This window comes from [Mycobacterium] fortunisiensis (assembly GCF_019050325.1).
GTDB lineage: Bacteria > Actinomycetota > Actinomycetes > Mycobacteriales > Mycobacteriaceae > Mycobacterium > Mycobacterium fortunisiensis.
Genome location: NZ_VOMB01000005.1, coordinates 116,035 through 137,010 on the forward strand (window position 1 = coordinate 116,035; position 20,976 = coordinate 137,010).

The following is a 20,976-nucleotide window of genomic DNA, read 5'->3' on the forward strand; positions in this document are numbered from 1 at the left end:
GGGACCGATCTTGTTGGACCCAGCTCTGGACCGATCTCTCGGGCCAGGTCCACTGCGGGACATCACGCACGATGACATCAATTTACGGATACGTCAACGACATCGTCCATAAACCCTCCTGACGTCCGAGCAGCCGGTACCGTGCGCGTCAAACAACGATCGCGTTGCGGACTGCGGGGCCACACCTGAACTGGTCAGGCCCGGTCAGCCGAGAAAAACATGGGGTGAACCGTTGGTTGTGATCGACAGTCGGCCGGTGGACAGGACGAACCTGCACCGGCTCTGGCGGGCGATGCTCATCGGCATCGCGATCGCCGCGGCCGTGGCGTGCTACTTCGTGCCGGTCCTGCTGATCGGGTTGGGCGTGCTGGCGGTGCTGTTGGCCGGTGCGCGCCTGCTCTGTGCAGGGCGCGACCGCTTCATCCCGAACCTCTACGCGCGTGACATCGCGGTCTATGACGACGACTACCAGGCGTTCATCCGCAGCAGCCTTGCCGAGCTGCGCCGGTGCAAGATCCCGGGCCATCCGCTGCTGGCCGAGGCAAGCCAATTGGCGTCAGGGCCGGCCGGGGATTCCGAGGGTCTGCTGCTGGACCTGGGGGTGTGGATCGGTTGGTCGACTCGGCTCACGTCCGACGCGAGCCACCGCACGGTCCACGGCTTCGACACCTTTTCCGGTCTGGTCGAAGACTGGCAGGTCGACGACCAGATGGTCATCAAGAGCGGAACCTTCTCCCTGACCGAACCGCTGGCCCAACGCCTCATGCCGGACACCGGGGTCACCCTCGACGAGGACGGGATACCCGCCGCGCTGGGCCGCAAGGTGCAGTTCGTCAAGGGCATGACCTACGACACCCTGGATCCGTTCCTGGCCGCGCACCCGGGTGCCCCGATCAGCTTGTTCCACATGGATCTGGACACCTACGAGAGTTGCCTGCACGCCCTGGAGGCCTGCAAGGACCGCTTCGTCGAGGGGTCCATCCTGGTGTTCGACGAATACCTGGTCACCAACGCCGAGATGCAGGCGTTCTACGAGTTCCAGCGCAAGTACGGCCTGGAATGGCGTTACCGCACTTGGGGTCTGGAAATTTGGGAGATGAACGTCGAGATGGTCACCTCGCGCGTGAAGCGCGTGGCGTACTACTTCCTCGCGATCGCCGTGTACTGGCTGGTGGGCAACGGGAACTACGCGTGGGCGTTCTTCACCAAACGGTTCTGGCGGTTCTGGCTGGGCGCCCCGGTGGGCGACATCCTGTTCATGCTCGGTGCGGCCGGACAACGCAAATCGGTGAGTCTGGAGATCACCGGCCTGGGCCGGCTCGATCGCACCCGGCAACCCGACGGTGCCAACCGATGACAACGAAAAGTCTGTTCTCCCAAGGGGATCGTCTGATGAAGGGGATGGCTGCGTGAGCATCAACGACAAGCTGGTGATGTTGGCGGACGCGCTGCCCGGCGTGAACCGGATCCGGGCCGTGCAGCAGGCGCTCGCGATGCGTCGCGACCCGGTGTACCTGGAGATCGGGGTCTCGAAGGGGCAGGCGTTCCAGCGGATCAGCGCCGACATCAAGCTCGCGGTGGACCCGGCGTTCCGGATTCCGCCGCGATCCCGCGAACTCGCCGCTGCCAAAGGCCGCGTGACGAGGTACTTCGAGACCACCAGTGACGCGTTCTTCGAGAACGAGACCGCCCTGCTCGAGCAGCACCGGATCGACGTCGCCCTGATCGACGGCCTGCACACCTACGAACAGGTGGTGCGCGATGTCGAGAACACGGTCCGTTATCTCAAGGACGACGGCGTGATCTTCCTGCACGATTGCAACCCCCCGTTCGAGCTGGCCGGCCGGCGCGCGGACTCGTGGGAGGAATTCATGGCGCAACAGTCAGGGCCGTTGAAGATCGGCATCTGGAACGGCGACGTGTGGAAAGCCATTGTGCAGCTCCGCAGTACCCGCCCGGACCTGCTCGTCGGCGTCCTCAAATGCGACCAGGGCGTCGGATTCGTCCGCAAGGGCACCCCGGAATCCACCCTGCCGTACACGCCGAGGCAGATCGAAGCCCTCACCTACGCCGACCTCAAAGCCGACCGCAAGCGGCTGCTCAACCTGAAGTCGCCCCGCTATCTCGGCGAATTCCTCAGGGAGAGTGTGGGATCGTCGCGCAACACCTAGGACGCGAAAGGTCGACATCCGCGATGAAGTTTGTGCTGGCAACCTGGGGGAGCCGCGGCGACATCGAGCCCAACCTCGCCGTGGGCCGCGAGCTGGTGGACCGCGGGCACGAGGTGTGGATGGCGGTGCCGCCCGACCTGCTCGGCTTCGTCGAGGCGGCGGGGCCCAAAGCGGTGGCGTTCGGCCCGAATTCGCGGTCGATTCTCGACGCGCACCGCGACTTCTGGACGTGCTTCTTCCGTCACCCCTGGAAGGTGCGGGAGCTGGTCAGGTCGCGGGTCGAGATCGCCGGGCCGCTGCTGCAGGGGTGGCAGGACATGAGCTCGACGCTGATGTCGCTCGCCGACGGGGCCGACCTGATTTTCACCGGCATCAACTTCGAGGACGCCGCCGCCAACGTCGCCGAGCACTACGACATTCCGTTGGCCACCCTGCACTATTTCCCGTTGCGGCCCAACGCCGTCGTGCTGCCGTTCCTGCCGGCGTGGCTGGGCCGCGCGGTGGTGAAGGCGTTCTGGTGGGTGTCGTGGCGCGGGACGAAGAAGGTCGAGGACCAGCAACGGCGCGAATTGGGGCTGGGGAAGTCCAGCGGTTCTGCGCCCCGGCGGATCACCGAGCGAGGCTCGCTGGAAATGCAGGCGTACGACGAGGCGTGCTTTCCGGGGCTGGCCGACGAGTGGGCCGGTGACGCGGGGAAGCGCCCGCTCAACCGTCCGTTCGTCGGCACGTTGACGCTGGAATTGCCGACGGAATCCGACGAGGAGGTCGCGCGGTGGATCGCGGCGGGCACGCCGCCGATCTTCTTCGGCTTCGGCAGCATTCCGGTCGAGTCTCCGGCCGACACCATCGCCATGATCGCGACGGCCTGCTCGCGGTTGGGGGAGCGGGCCCTGATCGGCGCCGCCGGCACCGACTTCGGCAACGGTCCGCAGTTCGAGCACGTCAAAGTGGTGGGCACGGTGAACTACGCGACGACCTTCCCGGCCTGCCGCGCCGTGGTGCATCACGGTGGTTCGAGCACCACGCCCATCGTGATGCGGGCCGGGGTTCCGCAGCTGATCCTGTACTGGGACCTGGTGCACGCGATCTACGGGGCCGCGGTCAAACGGCTGAAGGTGGGCACCGCCCGACGGTTCTCGACCGCGACCGAGGACTCGCTGGTGGCTGACCTGCGCACCATCTTGGCTCCCGACCATGTGGCCCGGGCCGGTGAGCTCGCGACCCGCATTACCGAGCCGGCCAAGAGCGCCGCGGCCGCGGCCGACTGTTTGGAGAGTTTCGCTCGCCGGCACCGTATGCCCTGATCGACGCCGTCGCGGGCCTTTGCGACGGCGGGTTCAGCTACCGGGCCCTGAGGTCGGTGATCTCAGTCACAGCCGGGAAGTGCGGTTTTGCAACTTGTTGCGTCAGCGTCAATTACATTCTTTGCATAAGCGTCAATTAAAGTGGCTGGGAGAACCGGTGAGCATCAACCCCTTTGACGACGACAACGGCAGCTTCTTTGTGCTGGTCAACGACGAGGAACAACACAGTCTGTGGCCGGCCTTCGTCGACGTCCCGCCCGGTTGGCAGGTCGTTCACGGCGCGGCGGACCGGGCCGGATGCCTCGAGTACATCGAGCAGAACTGGTCCGACATCCGCCCGAGGAGCCTGCGCGAACGTCTGGCAGTTAGCCGGACGTCGAACCACTAGAACACCGGGTCAGGGAGTCCAATGGAACTCAAGGACGGCGCGCTCCCGCTGACGCGCGCGCAGCTGGACATTTGGCTTGCGCAGGAGACCGGTCACTCCGACACGGACTGGCAGATCGGCCTCCTGATCAAAATCGACGGCGAGTTGGACCGCGACGTCCTGCAGTGGGCGATCGAGCGAGCGATGCGGGAAGCCGAACCGGTCCGGGTGTCCTTCTTCGAAGCCGACGGCCACGTCTTCCAGAAGGCGATCGACCACCCCGACATCCCGCTGGATTTCTACGACCTGACCGATTCCGACGATCCGACGCAGGCCGCGCAGCAGATGGCGCTGTCGATCCAGCGCACCCCCATGTCCTTCACCGGTCCGTTGTTCAAGTACGCGCTCTTCCAGACCGGAGCGGAGGAGTTCTACGCGTTCGGGTGCTACCACCACATCGTCATCGACGCCGCAGGCATCGGGCTGCTGGGCAACCGGATCGCTTCGGTGTACACCGCGGTGGTATCGGGCGAACCCATCCCGCCGGCCTTCTTCAGCACCCTGCAGGAACTGGTCGACGCCGAATCGGAATACGAAGCGTCAGCGGACTATTCGTCCGACGAGAGTTACTGGACACAGAACCTGCCGTCGGAGGACCGAACGAACCACCAGGTGTCCGCGGCCACCGGCGAGCGTGACCCGAACTGGCGCTCGGAGCCGGTGCAACTGGACCCCGTGGTGCTCCGCCGCGTCGACGAGCTGGCCCACGCCTGGAACATGCCACGCCCGTCGGTCATCACCGCGGCCTGTGCGCTGTTGGTGCGGGGCCGCTGCGCCGAGGGCTCCGAAGTGGTGCTCGATTTCCCGGTCAGCCGACGGGTGAGCCCCGAGTCGAAGACGTCGCCGGGCATGGCCGCCGGCGTCGTACCACTGGTGCTCGACGTCGGGGCGGGCGCCACCGTCGGCGACTTCTGCCGCCATGTCGACACCCGGATCCAGGAAGCGTTGCAGCATCAGCGATTCCCGGTGCACGCCCTCGAGCGCAAGATCCACCACCGCGGTGCCGCGCAGACCGCCGACCGGGTGGTGATCGACTTCTTCCCGCTGGCGTTCACGCTGGACTTCGGCGGCATCCCGGCCTCGGCGTCGATGAGCAACTCGGGTTTCGTCGGCGGATTCGGTTTCATCTTCTCGGGGCTCGGCGACAAGCTTTTCATCAGCACGCTGGGCGCCGGGCACGTGTTCTCCGACATGGATGTCGCCGACCTGGCGGGGCGGCTGCAGCAGGTGTTGGTGGCGATGACGGCCGACCCCGGCCGGCGGCTGTCCTCGATCGGCGTGCTCGACCCCGGTGAGCGCGACCGCCTCGACGAGTGGGGCCACCGGGCCCAACTGGCCGGCGTGGTCAGCGCCGCGACGTCGATCCCGGAGGTGTTCGCCGATCAGGCAGCCCGGGTTCCCGACGCGGTGGCGCTGCGCTGCGGCGAGCGTTCCTGGACATATCGGGAACTCGACGACACCGCCAACCGGATGGCGCAGCAGTTGGCCGCGCACGGCGCCGGCCCCGGACAGCGGGTGGCGTTGCTGCTGCCGCGCACCGGTGATGCGATCGTGGCGATCCTGGCGGTGCTGAAGACCGGGGCAGCCTATGTCGCAATCGATCCGGCGGTGCCGGCCGCGCGGATGGAGTTCGTGCTCGGCGACGCCGCGCCGATCGCCGCGATCACCACCACGGAACTGGTCGAGCGGCTCGCCGGGCAAGACCTGCTGGTGCTCGACGTCGACCATCTCGTAAATGGCTCTACGGCACCAGAAGTAGCCGGATCCGTGGCCGGTCCGGGTGCCGACGATGTTGCCTACATCATCTACACGTCGGGAACCACCGGTACCCCCAAGGGGGTCGCCGTCCCGCACCGCAACGTGATCCGACTGCTGCAGACGCTGGATGCCGACATGGAATTGGCCGGGCAGGTGTGGTCGCAGTGCCATTCGCTGGCGTTCGACTTCTCGGTGTGGGAGATCTGGGGTGCCCTGCTGTACGGCGGCCGGGTGGTGGTGGTGCCCGACGCCGTGGTGCGTTCACCGGAAGACCTGCATGCGCTGCTGGTGTCGGAACAGGTGACCTCGCTGAGCCAGACACCGTCGGCGTTCTACGCGCTGCAGGCCGCCGACACCGCGCAACCTGAACACGGCGCGCGGCTGGCGCTTGAGGCCGTGGTGTTCGGCGGGGAAGCCCTGGAGCCACATCGGTTGCGGCCGTGGCAGGAACGGCATCCGGACTCGCCACGGTTGATCAACATGTACGGCATCACCGAGACCACGGTGCACGCGTCGTTCCGGGAACTGGCCGCCGCCGACATCGTCGGCGACACCACCGTCAGCCCCATCGGGGTACCGCTGGCGCACCTGGGCTTCTTCGTCCTCGACGGGTGGTTGCAGCCGGTCCCGGCCGGGGTGGTCGGCGAGCTGTATGTGGCCGGCGCCGGACTGTCGTACGGCTACATCGGCCGGGCGGGGTTGTCCGCCACCCGGTTTGTGGCCTGCCCGTTCGGCGGTGCGGGCGAACGCATGTACCGGACCGGCGACCTGGTCCGGTGGAACGCCGACGGTGAACTCGAGTACCTGGGCAGGGCCGACGAACAGGTCAAGATCCGCGGCTACCGGATCGAGCTCGGCGAAATCCAGGCCGCCCTGGGCGGACTGGACGGTGTCGAGCAGGCGGTGGTGATCGCCCGGGAGGACCGCCCCGGCGACAAGCGCCTCACCGGATACATCACGGGCACAGCAGATCCCGCCGCATTGCGCGCCGCACTGGCCGAGCGGCTGCCCGCTTACATGGTGCCCACCGTGGTGATGGTGATCGAAACGCTGCCGTTGACGGTCAACGGCAAGCTCGACGTCCGGGCCCTGCCCGCGCCCGAATACCAGGGCACCGATGCCTACCGTGCACCCGTCGATGCGGTCGAGGAGATCCTGGCCGACATCTACGCCCAGGTGCTGGGCTTGGACCGGGTCGGGGTGGACGAGTCGTTCTTCGAGTTGGGCGGCGACAGCATTCTGTCGATGCAGGTGGTGGCCCGGGCCCGGGCGGCCGGGGTGGTGTGCCGGCCTCGCGACGTGTTCGTCGAGCAGACCGTGGCCCGGCTGGCCCGGGTGGCAGTCGTCGCCGACGATGCCACGGCAATCGACGACGGCGTCGGGCCGGTGCCGGCCACCCCGATCGTGCGATGGCTCCAGGGCCTGGAAGCCGCCGGCAGCCCGGTGGACCAGTTCAGCCAGACCGTGGTGGTGCAGGCCCCGGCCGGGACCACCGAGGCAGACGTCCTCGTGATGTTGCAGGCGCTGTTGGATCACCACGCCATGCTGCGGCTGCAGGTGCAAGCCGACGGTGCGGGGCAGTGGTCGCTGAGCGTGCCGGAGGCCGGCGCGGTGGACGCCCGCGCCTGCCTGCAGTCCGTCGACGTGATGACCGACGAGGCGGTGGTGGAAACCCTGTTGCGGTTGAACCCGGCCGCCGGGGTGATGCTGAGCGCACTGTGGGTCGAGTCCACCGGCCGCTTGCTGGCCATCGTGCACCACCTCGCCGTCGACGGGGTGTCCTGGCGAATCCTGTTGGAAGATCTCAATATTGCCTGGGCACAGCATCAGGCCGGCCATTGCCCGGCACTGCCGGATTCGGGGACGTCGTTCGCCCGGTGGGGGGCACTGCTGACCCAGTACGCCCACCACCCCGACGTCGTGCAGCAGGAGCAGGTGTGGCGTCAACTCGGGTCGACCCCGGCCGCGTTGCCGGCGGTGCGCCCCGAGGAGGACACGCTGGCCACCGGCGGGAACCTGTCGGTGGACCTCGACATCGAGACCACCCGGATGCTGCTCGGCGAGGTGCCGGCCGCATTCCATGCCGGTGTGCACGACATCCTGCTCATCGCATTCGGTTTGGCGCTCGCGGAATTCCTCGGGACCGGCGGCGCACCGATCGGCGTCGACGTGGAGGGCCACGGTCGTGACGAGGAGCTCACGGCCCTGGGCGAGCGTGTCGACTTGTCGCGCACCGTCGGCTGGTTCACCGCCAAATACCCAGTGGCACTTGTCGTCGGCGGTCTGGACTGGGGTCGGGTGGTGGCCGGGGACGCGGAACTGGGTGCCGTCATCAAAGCCGCCAAGGAACAGCTGCGGACCGTGCCGGACGGATTGTCCTACGGCGCACTGCGATACCTGAACAGCAACGTCGATCTGGACGGCGCCGACCCGGCGATCGGGTTCAACTATCTGGGCCGGCAAGGTGCGACGTCGGCCGAGACGTCCGGACAGCTGTGGCAGATCGCCTGGGACGGTTTGGCCGACGTCAGCCCGACGGTACGGCTGCCGATGCCGCTGGTACACACCCTGGAACTCAACGCAGGCACGGTGGACACCGACGCCGGCCCGTTCCTGCGCGCCGGCTGGACGTGGGCGCCGTCGGCGCTGAAGCAGGCACAGGTCAGCCGGCTGAGCACATTGTGGTTCGAGGCACTGGCCGGTATGTGCGCACATGTGAGAGGTGGTGGGGGCGGGTTGACGCCTTCGGACATTGCTGTCGGCCTGAGCCAGCAGCAGATCGACGAGCTCCAGCGCCAATATGCAGATAGCTGACGTCCTTCCGCTGACCCCGCTGCAGCAGGGGCTGCTGTTCCATGCCAGCACCGGGAACAGCGGCGACGACGTGTATGCGGTGCAGCTGTACATCACGCTGGCCGGTGAACTCGACCGGGACCGGCTGCACGGGGCCGCACAGGCGGTGGTGGAGCGCCATCCCCATCTGGCGGCCCGCTTCTCGCAGAAGTTCGCCGAACCGGTGCAGATCATCCCGGCCGACCCGGTGCTGCCATGGCAGTACGTCGACCTCGGTGGCACCGTGGACCGGGACGCCGCGGCTGAGCAGATCGCCCGGATCGCCGCGGACGAACGCGCCGCCGTCTGTGATCTGGCCGATGAGTTGGCATTTCGGGCGGCGTTGATCCGCACCGCGCCGGATCGGCACCAATTGGTGCTGACCAATCACCACATCGTCCTGGACGGCTGGTCGCTGCCGATCCTGCTGGGCGAGATCTTCGCCGGCTACTACGGCCAACGCTTGGCGCCGGCCCCGCCGTACCGCCGGTTCGTCAGCTGGCTGGCCGGCCGTGACCTCGACGCGGCCCGCGCGGCCTGGGGTGAGGTGCTGTCCGGCTTCGACACCCCGACCCTCGTCGGGGCGTCGGGCCAGGCCGCGCCCGGCCGGCGAGATGTCGCCTCGTTCACGATGTCCGAGGACACCACGCGGGCTGTCGGTGAACTGGCGCGCTCGCGGCACACCACCGTCAGCACCGTGCTGCAAGGCGCCTACGCACGGGTGCTGATGTCGATGACCGGCAGCCAGGACGTGGCGTTCGGCACCACGGTGTCGGGGCGGCCCGACGAGGTGTTCGGTGCGGATTCGATGGTGGGCCTGTTGATCAACACCGTCCCGGTGCGGGCGAGCATCACCTCGGCCACCGCCACCGCCACCGCCGAACTGCTGGAGCAGTTGCAGCACGCGCACGGCCGGACGCTGGACCACCAGCACCTGGCGCTCAGCGAGATTCACCGCGTTGCCGGGCAGGACCACCTTTTCGACACCTTCTTCGTGTACGAGAACTATCCGCTGGACGCGGCCCGGCTGTCGGGCCACGACGGTCTGGCCGTCACCAGCTTCGAGCACCGCGAATACAACCACTACCCGATCGCGATCCAGGCGTTGCCCGGTGACGAACTGACGCTGCGCATCGAATACGACACCGAGATCTTCGGCGCGGCCGACATCGAAGCGTTGGTCGAGCGATTCACGCGGGTGCTGGTGGCGATGACCACCGATCCGGCGCGGCCGCTGTCCACCCTCGACCTGCTCGACGACGGTGAGCTGGCCCGGCTGGAGCGGTGGAGCAACCGGGCGGTGCTGAACCGCGCGGCGTCCACCCCGGTGTCCATTCCGGCCCGGTTCGCCGCCCAGGTGGCGCGGGTTCCGCAGGCTCCGGCACTCACCTGGGGCGCGCGGACGTGGACCTACTGTGAACTCGATCAGGCCACCAACCGGTTTGCACATCTGCTGGCCGACAAAGGGATTGGCCCGGGGGACCGGGTGGCGCTGTTGCTGCCGCGTTCGGCCGAGGCGATCACCGCCATTCTGGCCGTGCTGAAAACCGGTGCAGCCTATGTGCCGATCGACCCGACCGCACCCGGCGCGCGGATGGAACTCGTGCTCGGTGACGCGGCGCCGACGGCCGCGATCACGTTCCCCGAGTTGGCGCACCGGCTGGAGGGGCAGGGGCTGCAGATCATCGACGCCGTCGGTATCGCCGACCCGGTGCCGCAGGTGGCAGATCCGGCGGGCACGGTGGAGCTGGCGCACCCGTCGCCGGATGACGTCGCGTATCTCATCTACACCTCGGGAACCACCGGCGTGCCCAAGGGGGTGGCGATCACCCACCACAACGTGACCCACCTGCTTGAGGCGATGGACACCAACTTCGCGCTGGCAGACCAAGTCTGGTCGCAGTGGCACTCGCTGGCCTTCGACGTCTCGGTGTGCGAGATGTGGGGCGCACTGCTGTACGGCGGACGGCTGGTGGTGGTGTCGGAGTCGGCGGCGCGCGCCCCCGAGGAGTTCCATGCGCTGCTGGCCAAGGAGCAGGTCAACGTCCTGAGCCAGACCCCGTCGGCGTTCTACGCTTTGCAGACCGCCGACGCCCTGGCACCCGAGCTCCGCGGTCAACTCGACCTCACCGCAGTGATATTCGCCGGTGAGGCCCTGGAACCGCAGCGCCTGCGGACCTGGCTGGACAATCACCCCGGCACCCCGCGCCTGCTCAACCTGTACGGCACCACCGAGACCACAGTGCACGCCTCGTTCCGGGAGATCCTGGAGGCGGACGTAGCCGCCGCCGCTGCCAACCCGGTCAGCCCGGTCGGCGGCCCGCTGCCCGACCTCGCGTTTTTCGTGCTGGACCGCTGGTTACGGCCGGTGCCGGCCGGCGTGGTCGGTGAACTGTACGTGGCGGGAGCCCAAGCGGGACTGGGCTATTGGCGGCGTCCGGGATTGTCCTCGACGCGCTTTGTCGCCTGTCCGTTCGGCGGCGCGGGTGAGCGCATGTACCGCACCGGCGACCTGGTGTGGTGGGGCGCCGACGGTGAGCTGCGCTATGTCGGGCGGGCCGACGAACAGGTCAAGATCCGCGGCTACCGCATCGAGCTGGGCGAGGTCCGTTCAGTGCTGGCCGCAGTCGACGGAGTCGAGCAGGCGGTGGTGATCGCCCGCGAGGACAGGCCCGGAGACAAACGACTGGTCGGCTACATCACCGGCACCGCCGATCCGGCCAAGGCGCGGACCACGCTGGCCGAGCGGCTGCCCGACTACATGGTTCCGACCGCGATCATCGCGATCGAAACGCTGCCGTTGACCGTCAACGGCAAACTCGACCGACGGGCCCTGCCGGCGCCGGAGTATCACGACACCGACACCTATCGCGCCCCGTCCACCGCCGTCGAAGAGATCCTGGCCGGGATCTACGCCCAGGTGCTCGGGGTGGACCGGGTCGGGGTGGAGGACTCGTTCTTCGAGTTGGGCGGAGATTCGCTCTCGGCGATGCGCCTGATCGCCGCGGTCAACACCGGCCTGAACACCGGACTGACCGTGCGCACCCTGTTCGAGGCGCCCACGGTCGCCCAGTTGGCGCCCCGCATCGGCACCGCCGAGAGCCAGTTGGCCCCGCTGGTGGCGATGGAGCGGCCCGAGATCGTGCCATTGTCGTTCTCGCAGAACCGATTGTGGTTCCTCGACCAGCTGCAGGGTCCCTCGCCGACCTACAACATGGCTGTCGCGTTGCGGATGCAGGGTCAGCTGAATGTCGACGCATTGGGTGCGGCCCTGGCCGACGTCGTGGGCCGGCATGAGAGTCTGCGGACAATCTTCGCCGCACCCGACGGCGTCCCGCAGCAGATCGTGCTGCCCGCCGAGCAGACCGACTTCGGCTGGGACGTCGTCGACGCCACCGGCTGGTCGGAAACCGAACTGGACGAAGCCGTCGGTGCGGTGGCCCGCCATCCGTTCCACCTGGGGACCGAGATCCCCATGCAGGCACGGCTTTTCCGGATCAGTGACGACGAGCACGTGGTGGTGTCGGTGGCGCACCACATCGCCGCCGACGGTCTGTCGATCGGCCCGCTGGTCCGCGACCTCGGGGTGGCCTACCTGTGCCGGTGCGCCGGGATGAGCCCCGTGTGGAACGAATTGCTGGTGCAGTACGTCGATTACACGCTGTGGCAGCGCGCGCAGTTCGGCTCCCTCGACGACGAGCACAGTCTGATCGCCGGGCAACTGGCGTACTGGCGCAATGCCCTGGCGGGGATGCCCGAGCGGCTCCAACTGCCCACCGACCGGCCCTACCCGGCGGTGGCCGACGAACGTGGCGCCACGGTGAGCTGGACGTGGCCCGTCGAGTTGCAGCAGCAGATCGCCCAGGTGGCCCGTGCCCACAACGCCACCGGCTTCATGGTGCTGCAGGCCGCCCTGGCGCTGTTGGTCGGCAGGCTCAGCGCGAGTTCTGATGTGGCGGTGGGCTTCCCGATCGGGGGCCGTCGTGACCCGGCACTCGACGACCTGGTCGGCTTCTTCGTCAACACCTTGGTGCTGCGGGTCGACGTGGGTGGCGATCCCACGGTGGCCGAGCTACTGGATCAGGTGCGCAGCCGCAGCCTGGCCGCCTACGAGCACCAGGATGTGCCCTTCGAGGTCGTCGTCGAGCAACTCAACCCCACGCGATCGCTCAACCACCACCCGTTGGTCCAGGTGATGCTGGCGTGGCGCAGCCTGCCCGCCGAGGCCAGCGAACAGATCGCCCTGGCGCTGGGCGATCTGCAGGTCACCCAGCTGCCGCTCGACAGCCACACCGCCCGGGTCGATCTGGCGTTCTCGCTCGACGAACGCTGGACCGATGCCGGTGAGCCCACCGGCATCGCCGGGACGGTGGAATACCGCACCGACGTCTTCGAGGCCGCCCGCATCGAGGCACTGGTGGCCCGGTTGCAGCGGGTGCTCGAAGCGATGATCGCCGACCCGAACCGGCGGTTGTCAACGGTGGACATGCTCGCTGCCGAGGAGCGCGCCCGGCTCGATCAACTGGGCAACCGGGCGCTGCTGGCGCAGCCGGCGCCGGCCCCGATGTCGATTCCGGAACTGTTCACCGCCCAGGTGCACCGCGCGCCCGAGGCGGTGGCGGTGACCGCCGGCGATCTGTCGATGACCTACCGGGAACTCGACGAGGCCGCGAACCGGTTCGCGCACAGACTTTCCGGAGCCGGTGTGGATTCCGGAGACTGCGTCGCCCTGCTGTTGGAACGTTCCGCCGAGGCCGTCGTGGCCATGCTGGCGGCGCTGAAGCTCGGCGCGTCGTACCTGGCGATCGACCCTGCGCTGCCCGAGGCCCGGGTCGCGTTCATGCTGGCCGATGCCGCGCCGGAGATCGTCGTGACCACATCGGAGCTGCGGTCGCGGTTGGCCGGGCACGACGTCGCGGTGCTGGACATCGAGGACGCGACAAACCTCGAGGTGGCCGGCCAACCCAGCTCTGGGTTCCCGCCGCCGGACCCCGAGGCCATCGCCTATCTCATCTACACCTCGGGCACCACCGGGACGCCCAAAGGTGTGGCCGTCGCGCACCGCAACCTGGCGCATCTCGCGGATTCCCCGCCCGTCGGCCTGCCGGCCGAACAGGTGTGGACGCAATGCCACTCGTACGCCTTCGATTTCTCGGTCTGGGAGATCTGGGCGGCGCTGCTCGGCGGCGCGCGGTTGGTCGTGGTGCCCGACGCGGTGACCCGGTCACCGGCCGACTTCCACGATCTGCTGGTCAGCGAACAGGTCAACGTGCTCACCCAAACCCCGTCCGCGGTGAATGCGCTACGGCCGCAAGGGCTGGAGTCGGTGTCGCTGCTGCTCGGTGGCGAGGCCTGTTCGGCCGAGGTGGTGGACAGGTGGGCGCCGGGTCGGGTGGTGATCAACGCCTACGGGCCCACCGAGGCCACGGTGTACGCGTCGATGAGTGCCCCGCTGACACCGGGCTCGGCCGGCGCCGGGGTGGCGCCGATCGGCGCGCCGGTGCCGACCGCGGCGCTGTTCGTGCTCGACGAACGGTTGCGGCCGGTGCCCGAAGGTGTGGTCGGTGAGCTCTACGTGGTGGGCCGCGGTGTGGCCGTGGGCTACATCGGCCGGACCGGCTTGACCGCGTCCCGGTTCGTGGCGTGCCCGTTCGGCGCGCCGGGCACCCGCATGTACCGCACCGGGGATCTGGTGCGGTGGCGGTCCGACGGCCAACTCGACTACGTCGGCCGCGCCGACGAACAGGTCAAGATCCGCGGCTACCGGATCGAACTCGGTGAAATCCAGGCTGCCCTGGCGGAATTGGACGGTGTCGAGCAGGCCGTGGTGATCGCCCGCGAGGACCGGCCCGGGGACCTGCGTCTGGTCGGATACGTCACCGGCACCGCCGACCAGGTCAAGGCCCGGGCCGCGCTGGCCGAAAGGCTTCCGGCCTATATGGTCCCGGCGGCCGTGGTGGCATTGCCCGCGGTGCCGTTGACCGTCAGCGGCAAACTCGACAAACGCGCCCTGCCGGCCCCGGACTACCAGGGCACCGACACTTACCGCGCCCCGACCACGCTGACCGAGGAGATCCTGGCCGGGATTTTCGCTCAGGTGCTCGACGTCGACCGCGTCGGCGTGGACGATTCGTTCTTCGACCTGGGCGGCGACTCCCTGTCGGCGATGCGCCTGATCGCCGCGGTCAACGCCGGCCTGGACACCGCTGTCGCGGTGCGGGTGTTGTTCGAGGCCCCCACGATTGCCCAGCTGGCACCCCGGATCGACGGGGCGGCCGGCCATTCCGAGCCGCTGGTTGCCGGGCCGCGCCCCGAGGTGGTGCCGCTGTCGTTCGCCCAGAGTCGGCTGTGGTTCATCGACCAGTTGCAGGGTCCGTCACCGATCTACAACATCGCGGTGGCGTTGCGCCTGCACGGAGAACTCGACGCCGACGCGTTGGGCGTGGCGCTCGCCGACGTGGTGGCGCGTCAGGACAGTCTGCGTACCTTGTTCCCGGCCGTCGACGGGGTGCCACGACAACTGGTCTTGCCGGCCGAGCAGGCCGACTTCGGCTGGGATGTCGTCGACGCCACGCTGTGGCCGGAATCCCGTCTGGGTGCGGGTATCGATTCCGTCACCCGTCACAGCTTCGACCTGGCCACTGAAATCCCGATCCGAGCACAGCTTTTCCGGCTTGCCGAAGACGAGCACGTACTGGTGGCCGTGGTGCACCACATCGCCGGTGACGGCGCGTCGATCACCCCACTGGTGCGTGATCTGGGAGTGGCGTACGCGAGCCGGTGCAGCGGTGCGGCACCGCGGTGGGCCGACATGCCGGTGCAGTACGTCGATTACACGCTGTGGCAGCGGACCCGGCTCGGCGAGCTGACCGACAGTGACAGCCGCATCTCCGCGGAGTTGGCGTACTGGGAACGCGCACTGGCCGACATGCCGGAGCGCTTGCAGTTGCCCACCGACCGGCCTTACCCGCTGGTCGCCGACTACCGCGGCGCCCGCCTGGACGTCGACTGGCCGGCCGAGTTGCAGCGCCAGGTGGCCGCGGTGGCCCGCGAGCACAACGCGACCAGCTTCATGGTGGTCCAGGCCGCGTTGGCGGTCCTGCTCTCGAACCTCAGCGCGAACCCCGATGTGGCGGTGGGCTTCCCGATCGCTGGGCGCGGTGACGCCGCGCTGGACGATCTCGTGGGCTTCTTCGTCAACACCCTGGTGTTGCGGGTCGAGTTGTCCGGCAATCCGACGTTCGCCGAGGTGCTGGCACAGGTGCGCCGGCGCAGCCTGTCCGCCTACGAGCATCAGGACGTGCCGTTCGAGGTGCTGGTGGAGCGGCTCAAGCCGACCCGGAGCCTGACCCATCATCCGCTCGTGCAGGTCATGTTGGCCTGGCAGAACTTCGCCTGGCAGGACAGTGACGCCGCCGGGCTGTCGCTGGGCGAGCTTCAGGTGGCGCCGATGCCGGTCGACACCCAGACCGCCCGCACGGATCTGACGTTCACACTGTCCGAGCGCTGGACCCCCGACGGCGAACCGGCCGGGATCGGCGGTGGGGTGGAATTCCGCACCGACGTGTTCGACGTGGCCAGTGTCGCAACGCTCGTCGAGCGGTTCCGCCGAGTGCTGGCGACGCTGACTGCCGACCCGATGCGGCTGTTGTCGACCGTCGACGTGTTGGACGACGCCGAGCACGCCCGCCTCGATGAGGTGGGAAACCGTGCAGCGCTGACCCATTCGGCGCGCAGGGCGCAATCCTCGGACGGGGAGTCGATTGCCGCGGTGCTGGCCGCCCAGGTGCGGCGCACACCCGATGCGGTGGCGGTCACCTGGGAAGGCCGGTCCATGACGTACCGCGAGCTGGACGACGCGGCGAGCCGGGCGGCGCGGGCGTTGGCCGCCCACGGTGTCGGCCCGGGACAGCGGGTGGCGCTGCTGTTGCCGCGCACCGGTGATGCGATCGTGTCGATGGTGGCGGTGGTCAAGACCGGGGCGGCGTATGTGCCGATCGATCCGGCTGTGCCGATGGCGCGGATGGAGTTCGTGCTCGGCGACGCCGCGCCGGTCGCCGCGATCACCACCGCGGATCTGGCGGAACGACTTGCCGGACAGCACCTTTCCGTCATCGACGTCGCTGACCTCGATGACCTTGCCGCCCAGTCGGCGGCCGCCCCGGTAGGCCCGCACGCAGACGATGTCGCCTACATCATCTACACGTCGGGCACCACCGGCACGCCCAAGGGTGTGGCGATTCCGCATCGCAACGTGATTCGGTTGCTGCACACGCTCGACGCGGACATGCAACTCGACGGCCAGGTGTGGTCGCAGTGCCATTCGCTGGCGTTCGACTTCTCGGTGTGGGAGATCTGGGGCGCGCTGCTGTACGGCGGCCGGGTGGTGGTGGTGCCCGATGCCGTGGTGCGGGCGGCCGAGGACCTGCATGCGCTGCTGGTGTCGGAAGGCGTGACGGTTCTGAGCCAGACACCGTCGGCGTTCTATGCGCTGCAGGCCGCCGACACTGCGCAGCCCGAACTCGGCGCGCAGCTGGCGCTGCAGGCGGTCGTGTTCGGCGGGGAAGCCCTGGAACCGCACCGGCTTCGAGCCTGGCACGCCGGCCATTCCGACTCCCCGCGGTTGATCAACATGTACGGCATCACCGAGACCACGGTGCACGCGTCGTTCCGCGAACTGGCCGCCGCCGACATCGTCGGCGACACTGCGGTCAGCCCCATCGGCGTGCCGCTGGGCCATCTCGGGTTCTTCGTGCTGGACCGGCTGCTGCGACCGTTACCTCCGGGGGTGGTCGGCGAGCTGTATGTGGCAGGCGCCGGACTGTCGTATGGGTACATCGGCCGGGCGGGGTTGTCCGCCACCCGGTTTGTGGCCTGCCCGTTCGGTGAACCCGGGGCACGCATGTACCGCACCGGTGACCTGATGAGCTGGGGCGCAGACGGCGAGCTGCGCTATATGGGCCGGGCCGACGAGCAGGTCAAGATCCGCGGCTACCGGATCGAGCTCGGCGAAATCCAGGCTGCGCTCAGCGAACTCGACGGCGTAACCCAGGCGGTGGTGATCGCCCGTGAGGACCGTCCCGGCGACAAGCGGCTGGTGGGTTACGTGACCGGCAGTGTCGACCCAGCTTCGGCTCGGGGCGCGCTGGCCGAGCGGCTGCCGTCCTACATGGTGCCCACCGCCGTGGTGGTGATCGAAGCGCTGCCGTTGACGGTCAACGGCAAGCTCGACATCCGGGCCCTGCCCGCGCCCGAATACCAGGACGCCGATTCGTACCGGGCCCCGGCAGGCGAGGTCGAGGAGATACTGGCCGACATCTATGCCCAGGTGTTGGGCCTGGAGCGGGTCGGGGTGGACGAGTCGTTCTTCGAGTTGGGCGGCGACAGCATTCTGTCGATGCAGGTGGTCGCGCGGGCCCGGGCCGCCGGCGTGGTGTGCCGGCCGCGCGACGTGTTCGTCGAGCAGACCGTCGCCGGGTTGGCCCGCGTCGCCACGCGGACTGACGGTGACAGCGTCGAGATCGACGAGGGCGTCGGGCAATTGGCGGCGACACCGATCATCCGCTGGTTGCAGAACGTGGCAGGGCCTGTCGACCAGTTCAACCAGTCGGTGCTGGTGCAGGCCCCGATCGGAGTGACCGAATCCGACGTGGTCGCGGTGTTGCAGGCGGTGCTGGATCGACATGCGATGCTGCGGTTGTGCGTGCGTGATGACGGCGCGGGGGAGTGGTCGCTGAGCGTGCCCGAGGCCGGCGCGGTGGACGCCCGCGCCTGCCTGCACACCGTCGACGTCTTGTCCGACGAGGCGGTGGCGGCGGCCCGGTCGCGGTTGAACCCGGCCACCGGCGCGATGGTGAGCGCGCTGTGGGCGGCGCCGGCCAACCAGTTGTTGTTGATCGTGCACCATCTGGCCGTCGACGGGGTGTCGTGGCGAATTCTGTTGGAGGACTTCAACCTCGCCTGGGCTCAGCGCCACAGCGGGCAGCAGGTGCTGCTCCCGGCGCCGGGCACGTCGTTCGCCCGGTGGGCGTCGATCCTGTCCGATTACGCACAGGACCCGGCGGTGGTGGCGCAGGCGGAGACGTGGCGGCAGATCGCGGCGGTGCCGGCGGCGCTGCCCGCGGTGCAACCCGCCGTGGACACCTACGCCAACGTCGGCAGCCTGTCGGTGGAGTTGGATGCCGAGACCACCCGGATGCTGCTCGGTGAGGTCCCGGCCGCGTTCCACGCCGGGATCAACGACATCCTGCTGATCGCTTTCGGTTTGGCGCTGGCCGAATTTCTCGACGTCTCCGATCCCCACGGTGCCCCGATCGTGATCGACGCCGAAGGTCACGGCCGCGAGGAAGACCGCGCCGCGGTGGGAGAGCAGGTCGACCTGTCCCGCACGGTCGGCTGGTTCACCACCAAATACCCGGTGGCACTTGCGGTCGGCGGTCTGGACTGGAGCGCCGTGGTGGCCGGCGATGCGGGCCTGGGCGCGGCGGTCAAGGACGCCAAGGAGCAATTGCGGTCTCTGCCGGACGGTTTGACGTACGGTGTGCTGCGCTACCTCAACAGTGAGATCGACCTGGAGGGAGCCGATCCGGCGATCGGATTCAACTACCTGGGGCGGATGGGCGCCGGCGGCGGCCAGGTGTCGGGTGACATCTGGGAGATCCGCGAGGACGGATGGAAGGTGACCGGTGCCGCTGCGGCGATCCCGATGCCGTTGATGCACACCGTGGAACTCAATGCCGGCACCGTGGACACCGACGCGGGCCCACGGCTGCGCGCCGGGTGGACGTGGGCGCTGTCGGCGCTGGACCAGACGCAGGTCGCCCGGCTCAGCGAGCTGTGGTTCGACGCACTGGCCGGGATCTGTGCGCACGTGCGCGGTGGCGGCGGCGGGCTGACCCCATCCGACATCGCCCCGGCGCGGCTGTCCCAGTATGAGATCGACGAACTGTGCCGGTCCGACGACGTCGCCGACGTGTTGCCGTTGACTCCGTTGCAGCGGGGGCTGCTGTTCCACGCCGAGGTGGCGCACAGTTCCGGCGACGATGTGTACGCGGTGCAGCTGGACGTCACCCTGACCGGGCGACTCGACCAGCACCGGCTGCGCGACGCGGTGCAGGCGGCGGCTTCCCGCCATCCCCAACTGGCGGCCCGCTTCTCCCAGCGGTTCGGCGACCCGGTCCAGGTCATCCCGGCCGACCCGGTGGTGCCGTGGCACTACCTCGACCTCAGCGGCAGCGCCGAGCCGGAGCAGCAGATCGCCGGGTTGTGCGCCGATGAGCGGCACGCGGTCTGTGATCTGGCCACCCAGCCGGCGTTCCGGGCGGTGCTCATCCGTACCGCGGCCGATCGGCACCGGTTCGTGTTGACCAACCACCACATCCTGTTGGACGGGTGGTCGATGCCGGTGCTGCTGCGCGAGGTGTTCGCCGCCTACTACGGGCAGCGGTTGCCCGCCGCGGTGCCGTATCGCCGGTTCGTCAGTTGGCTGGCCGACCGTGACCTCGACGCCGCCCGTGCGGCCTGGTGTGAGGTGCTGGACGGCTTCGACACGCCGACCCTGGTCGGACCTCAGGCCCGGCCCAGTGTCGCACCGAGAAGGGTTGCGTCACTCCTAGTGTCAGAACAGACGACGTACTCCCTCAACGAACTGGCGCGGGCCCATCACACCACCGTCAGCACGGTGCTGCAGGGCGCGTTCGCGCAGCTGCTGATGTCGTTGACCGGTCAGTGCGATGTCACGTTCGGCACGGTGGTCTCCGGCCGGGCGGCCGAGGTGACCGGCGTGGAATCGATCGTGGGCCTGCTGATCAACACGGTGCCCGTGCGGGCCACCGTCACACCCGCGACCAGCACCGCCGAGCTGCTCGATCAACTACAGGACCGTCGCAGCCGCACTCTCGAACACGAACACCTGGGGCTCAACGAGATTCACCATGCCACGGGTCGGGACAGGTTGTTCGACACCGTCTTCGTCTACGAGAACTACCCGATCGACACCAGCCAGTTGTCAGGTGCGGACGGATTGGCGCTCAGCGACATCAGCACCGTCGACAACTACCACTACCCACTGACGATCCAGGCGGTGCCGGGCGACGAGCTGGACCTGCACATCCAATACCGCTCGGATGTGTTCGACGAAGCCGACATCGACGCCCTGATCGAGCAATTCAGCCGGATTCTGGTGGCGATGGCTGCCGACCCCACCCAGCCAGTGTTGGGGTCGACGGCCACCGACCTCGAAGAGATCCTCGTCGACATCTACTCCCGGGTGCTCGGCGTGGACGAAGTCGGCCTCGATGTGTCGTTCTTCGACCAGGGCGGGGATTCACTGTCGGCATTGCGGGTGATCCGCGAGATCAACAGTGCGCTGGCGGCAGACCTGCCGGTGACCGCGCTGCTCGACGCGCCGTCGGTGCGACGGTTGAGCCGGCGGTTGGGCTGAACAAGTGTTCGTGCGTCTCCTCGACCCCAAGGCAGGTCTGTA

The 20,976-nt window shown here is 68.4% G+C and carries 6 protein-coding genes; all 6 read left to right on the forward strand.

Features of this window, described 5'->3' with window-relative positions; translation table 11 throughout:
* Window positions 1–232: 232 nt before the first annotated feature.
* The 6 genes from FR943_RS04260 (at window position 233) to FR943_RS04285 (ending at window position 20,934) form a co-directional block, all read left to right on the forward strand.
* Window positions 233–1,357, forward strand: coding sequence for a TylF/MycF/NovP-related O-methyltransferase (locus FR943_RS04260; RefSeq protein ID WP_217155095.1), 1,125 nt, complete (start codon window positions 233–235; stop codon window positions 1,355–1,357).
* Window positions 1,358–1,433: 76 nt separating this feature from the next.
* A complete protein-coding gene (locus tag FR943_RS04265) occupies window positions 1,434–2,171 on the forward strand; it encodes a class I SAM-dependent methyltransferase (protein WP_217155142.1) in 738 nt (245 codons plus the stop codon).
* A gap of 23 nt (window positions 2,172–2,194) precedes the next feature.
* Window positions 2,195–3,475: a glycosyltransferase gene (locus FR943_RS04270; protein ID WP_217155096.1), complete on the forward strand. Its 1,281-nt coding sequence runs from the start codon at window positions 2,195–2,197 to the stop codon at window positions 3,473–3,475.
* A 157-nt stretch (window positions 3,476–3,632) separates the two neighbouring features.
* A complete protein-coding gene (locus FR943_RS04275) occupies window positions 3,633–3,863 on the forward strand; it encodes an MbtH family protein (RefSeq protein ID WP_217155097.1) in 231 nt (76 codons plus the stop codon).
* A 21-nt stretch (window positions 3,864–3,884) separates the two neighbouring features.
* Entirely contained in the window at window positions 3,885–8,474 is a 4,590-nt protein-coding gene (locus FR943_RS26830) for a non-ribosomal peptide synthetase (RefSeq protein ID WP_217155098.1), read from the forward strand.
* Entirely contained in the window at window positions 8,461–20,934 is a 12,474-nt protein-coding gene (locus tag FR943_RS04285; protein ID WP_217155099.1) for a non-ribosomal peptide synthetase, read from the forward strand. Before FR943_RS26830 ends, FR943_RS04285 begins: the two co-directional genes overlap by 14 nt.
* The last annotated feature ends 42 nt before the right edge of the window (window positions 20,935–20,976 follow it).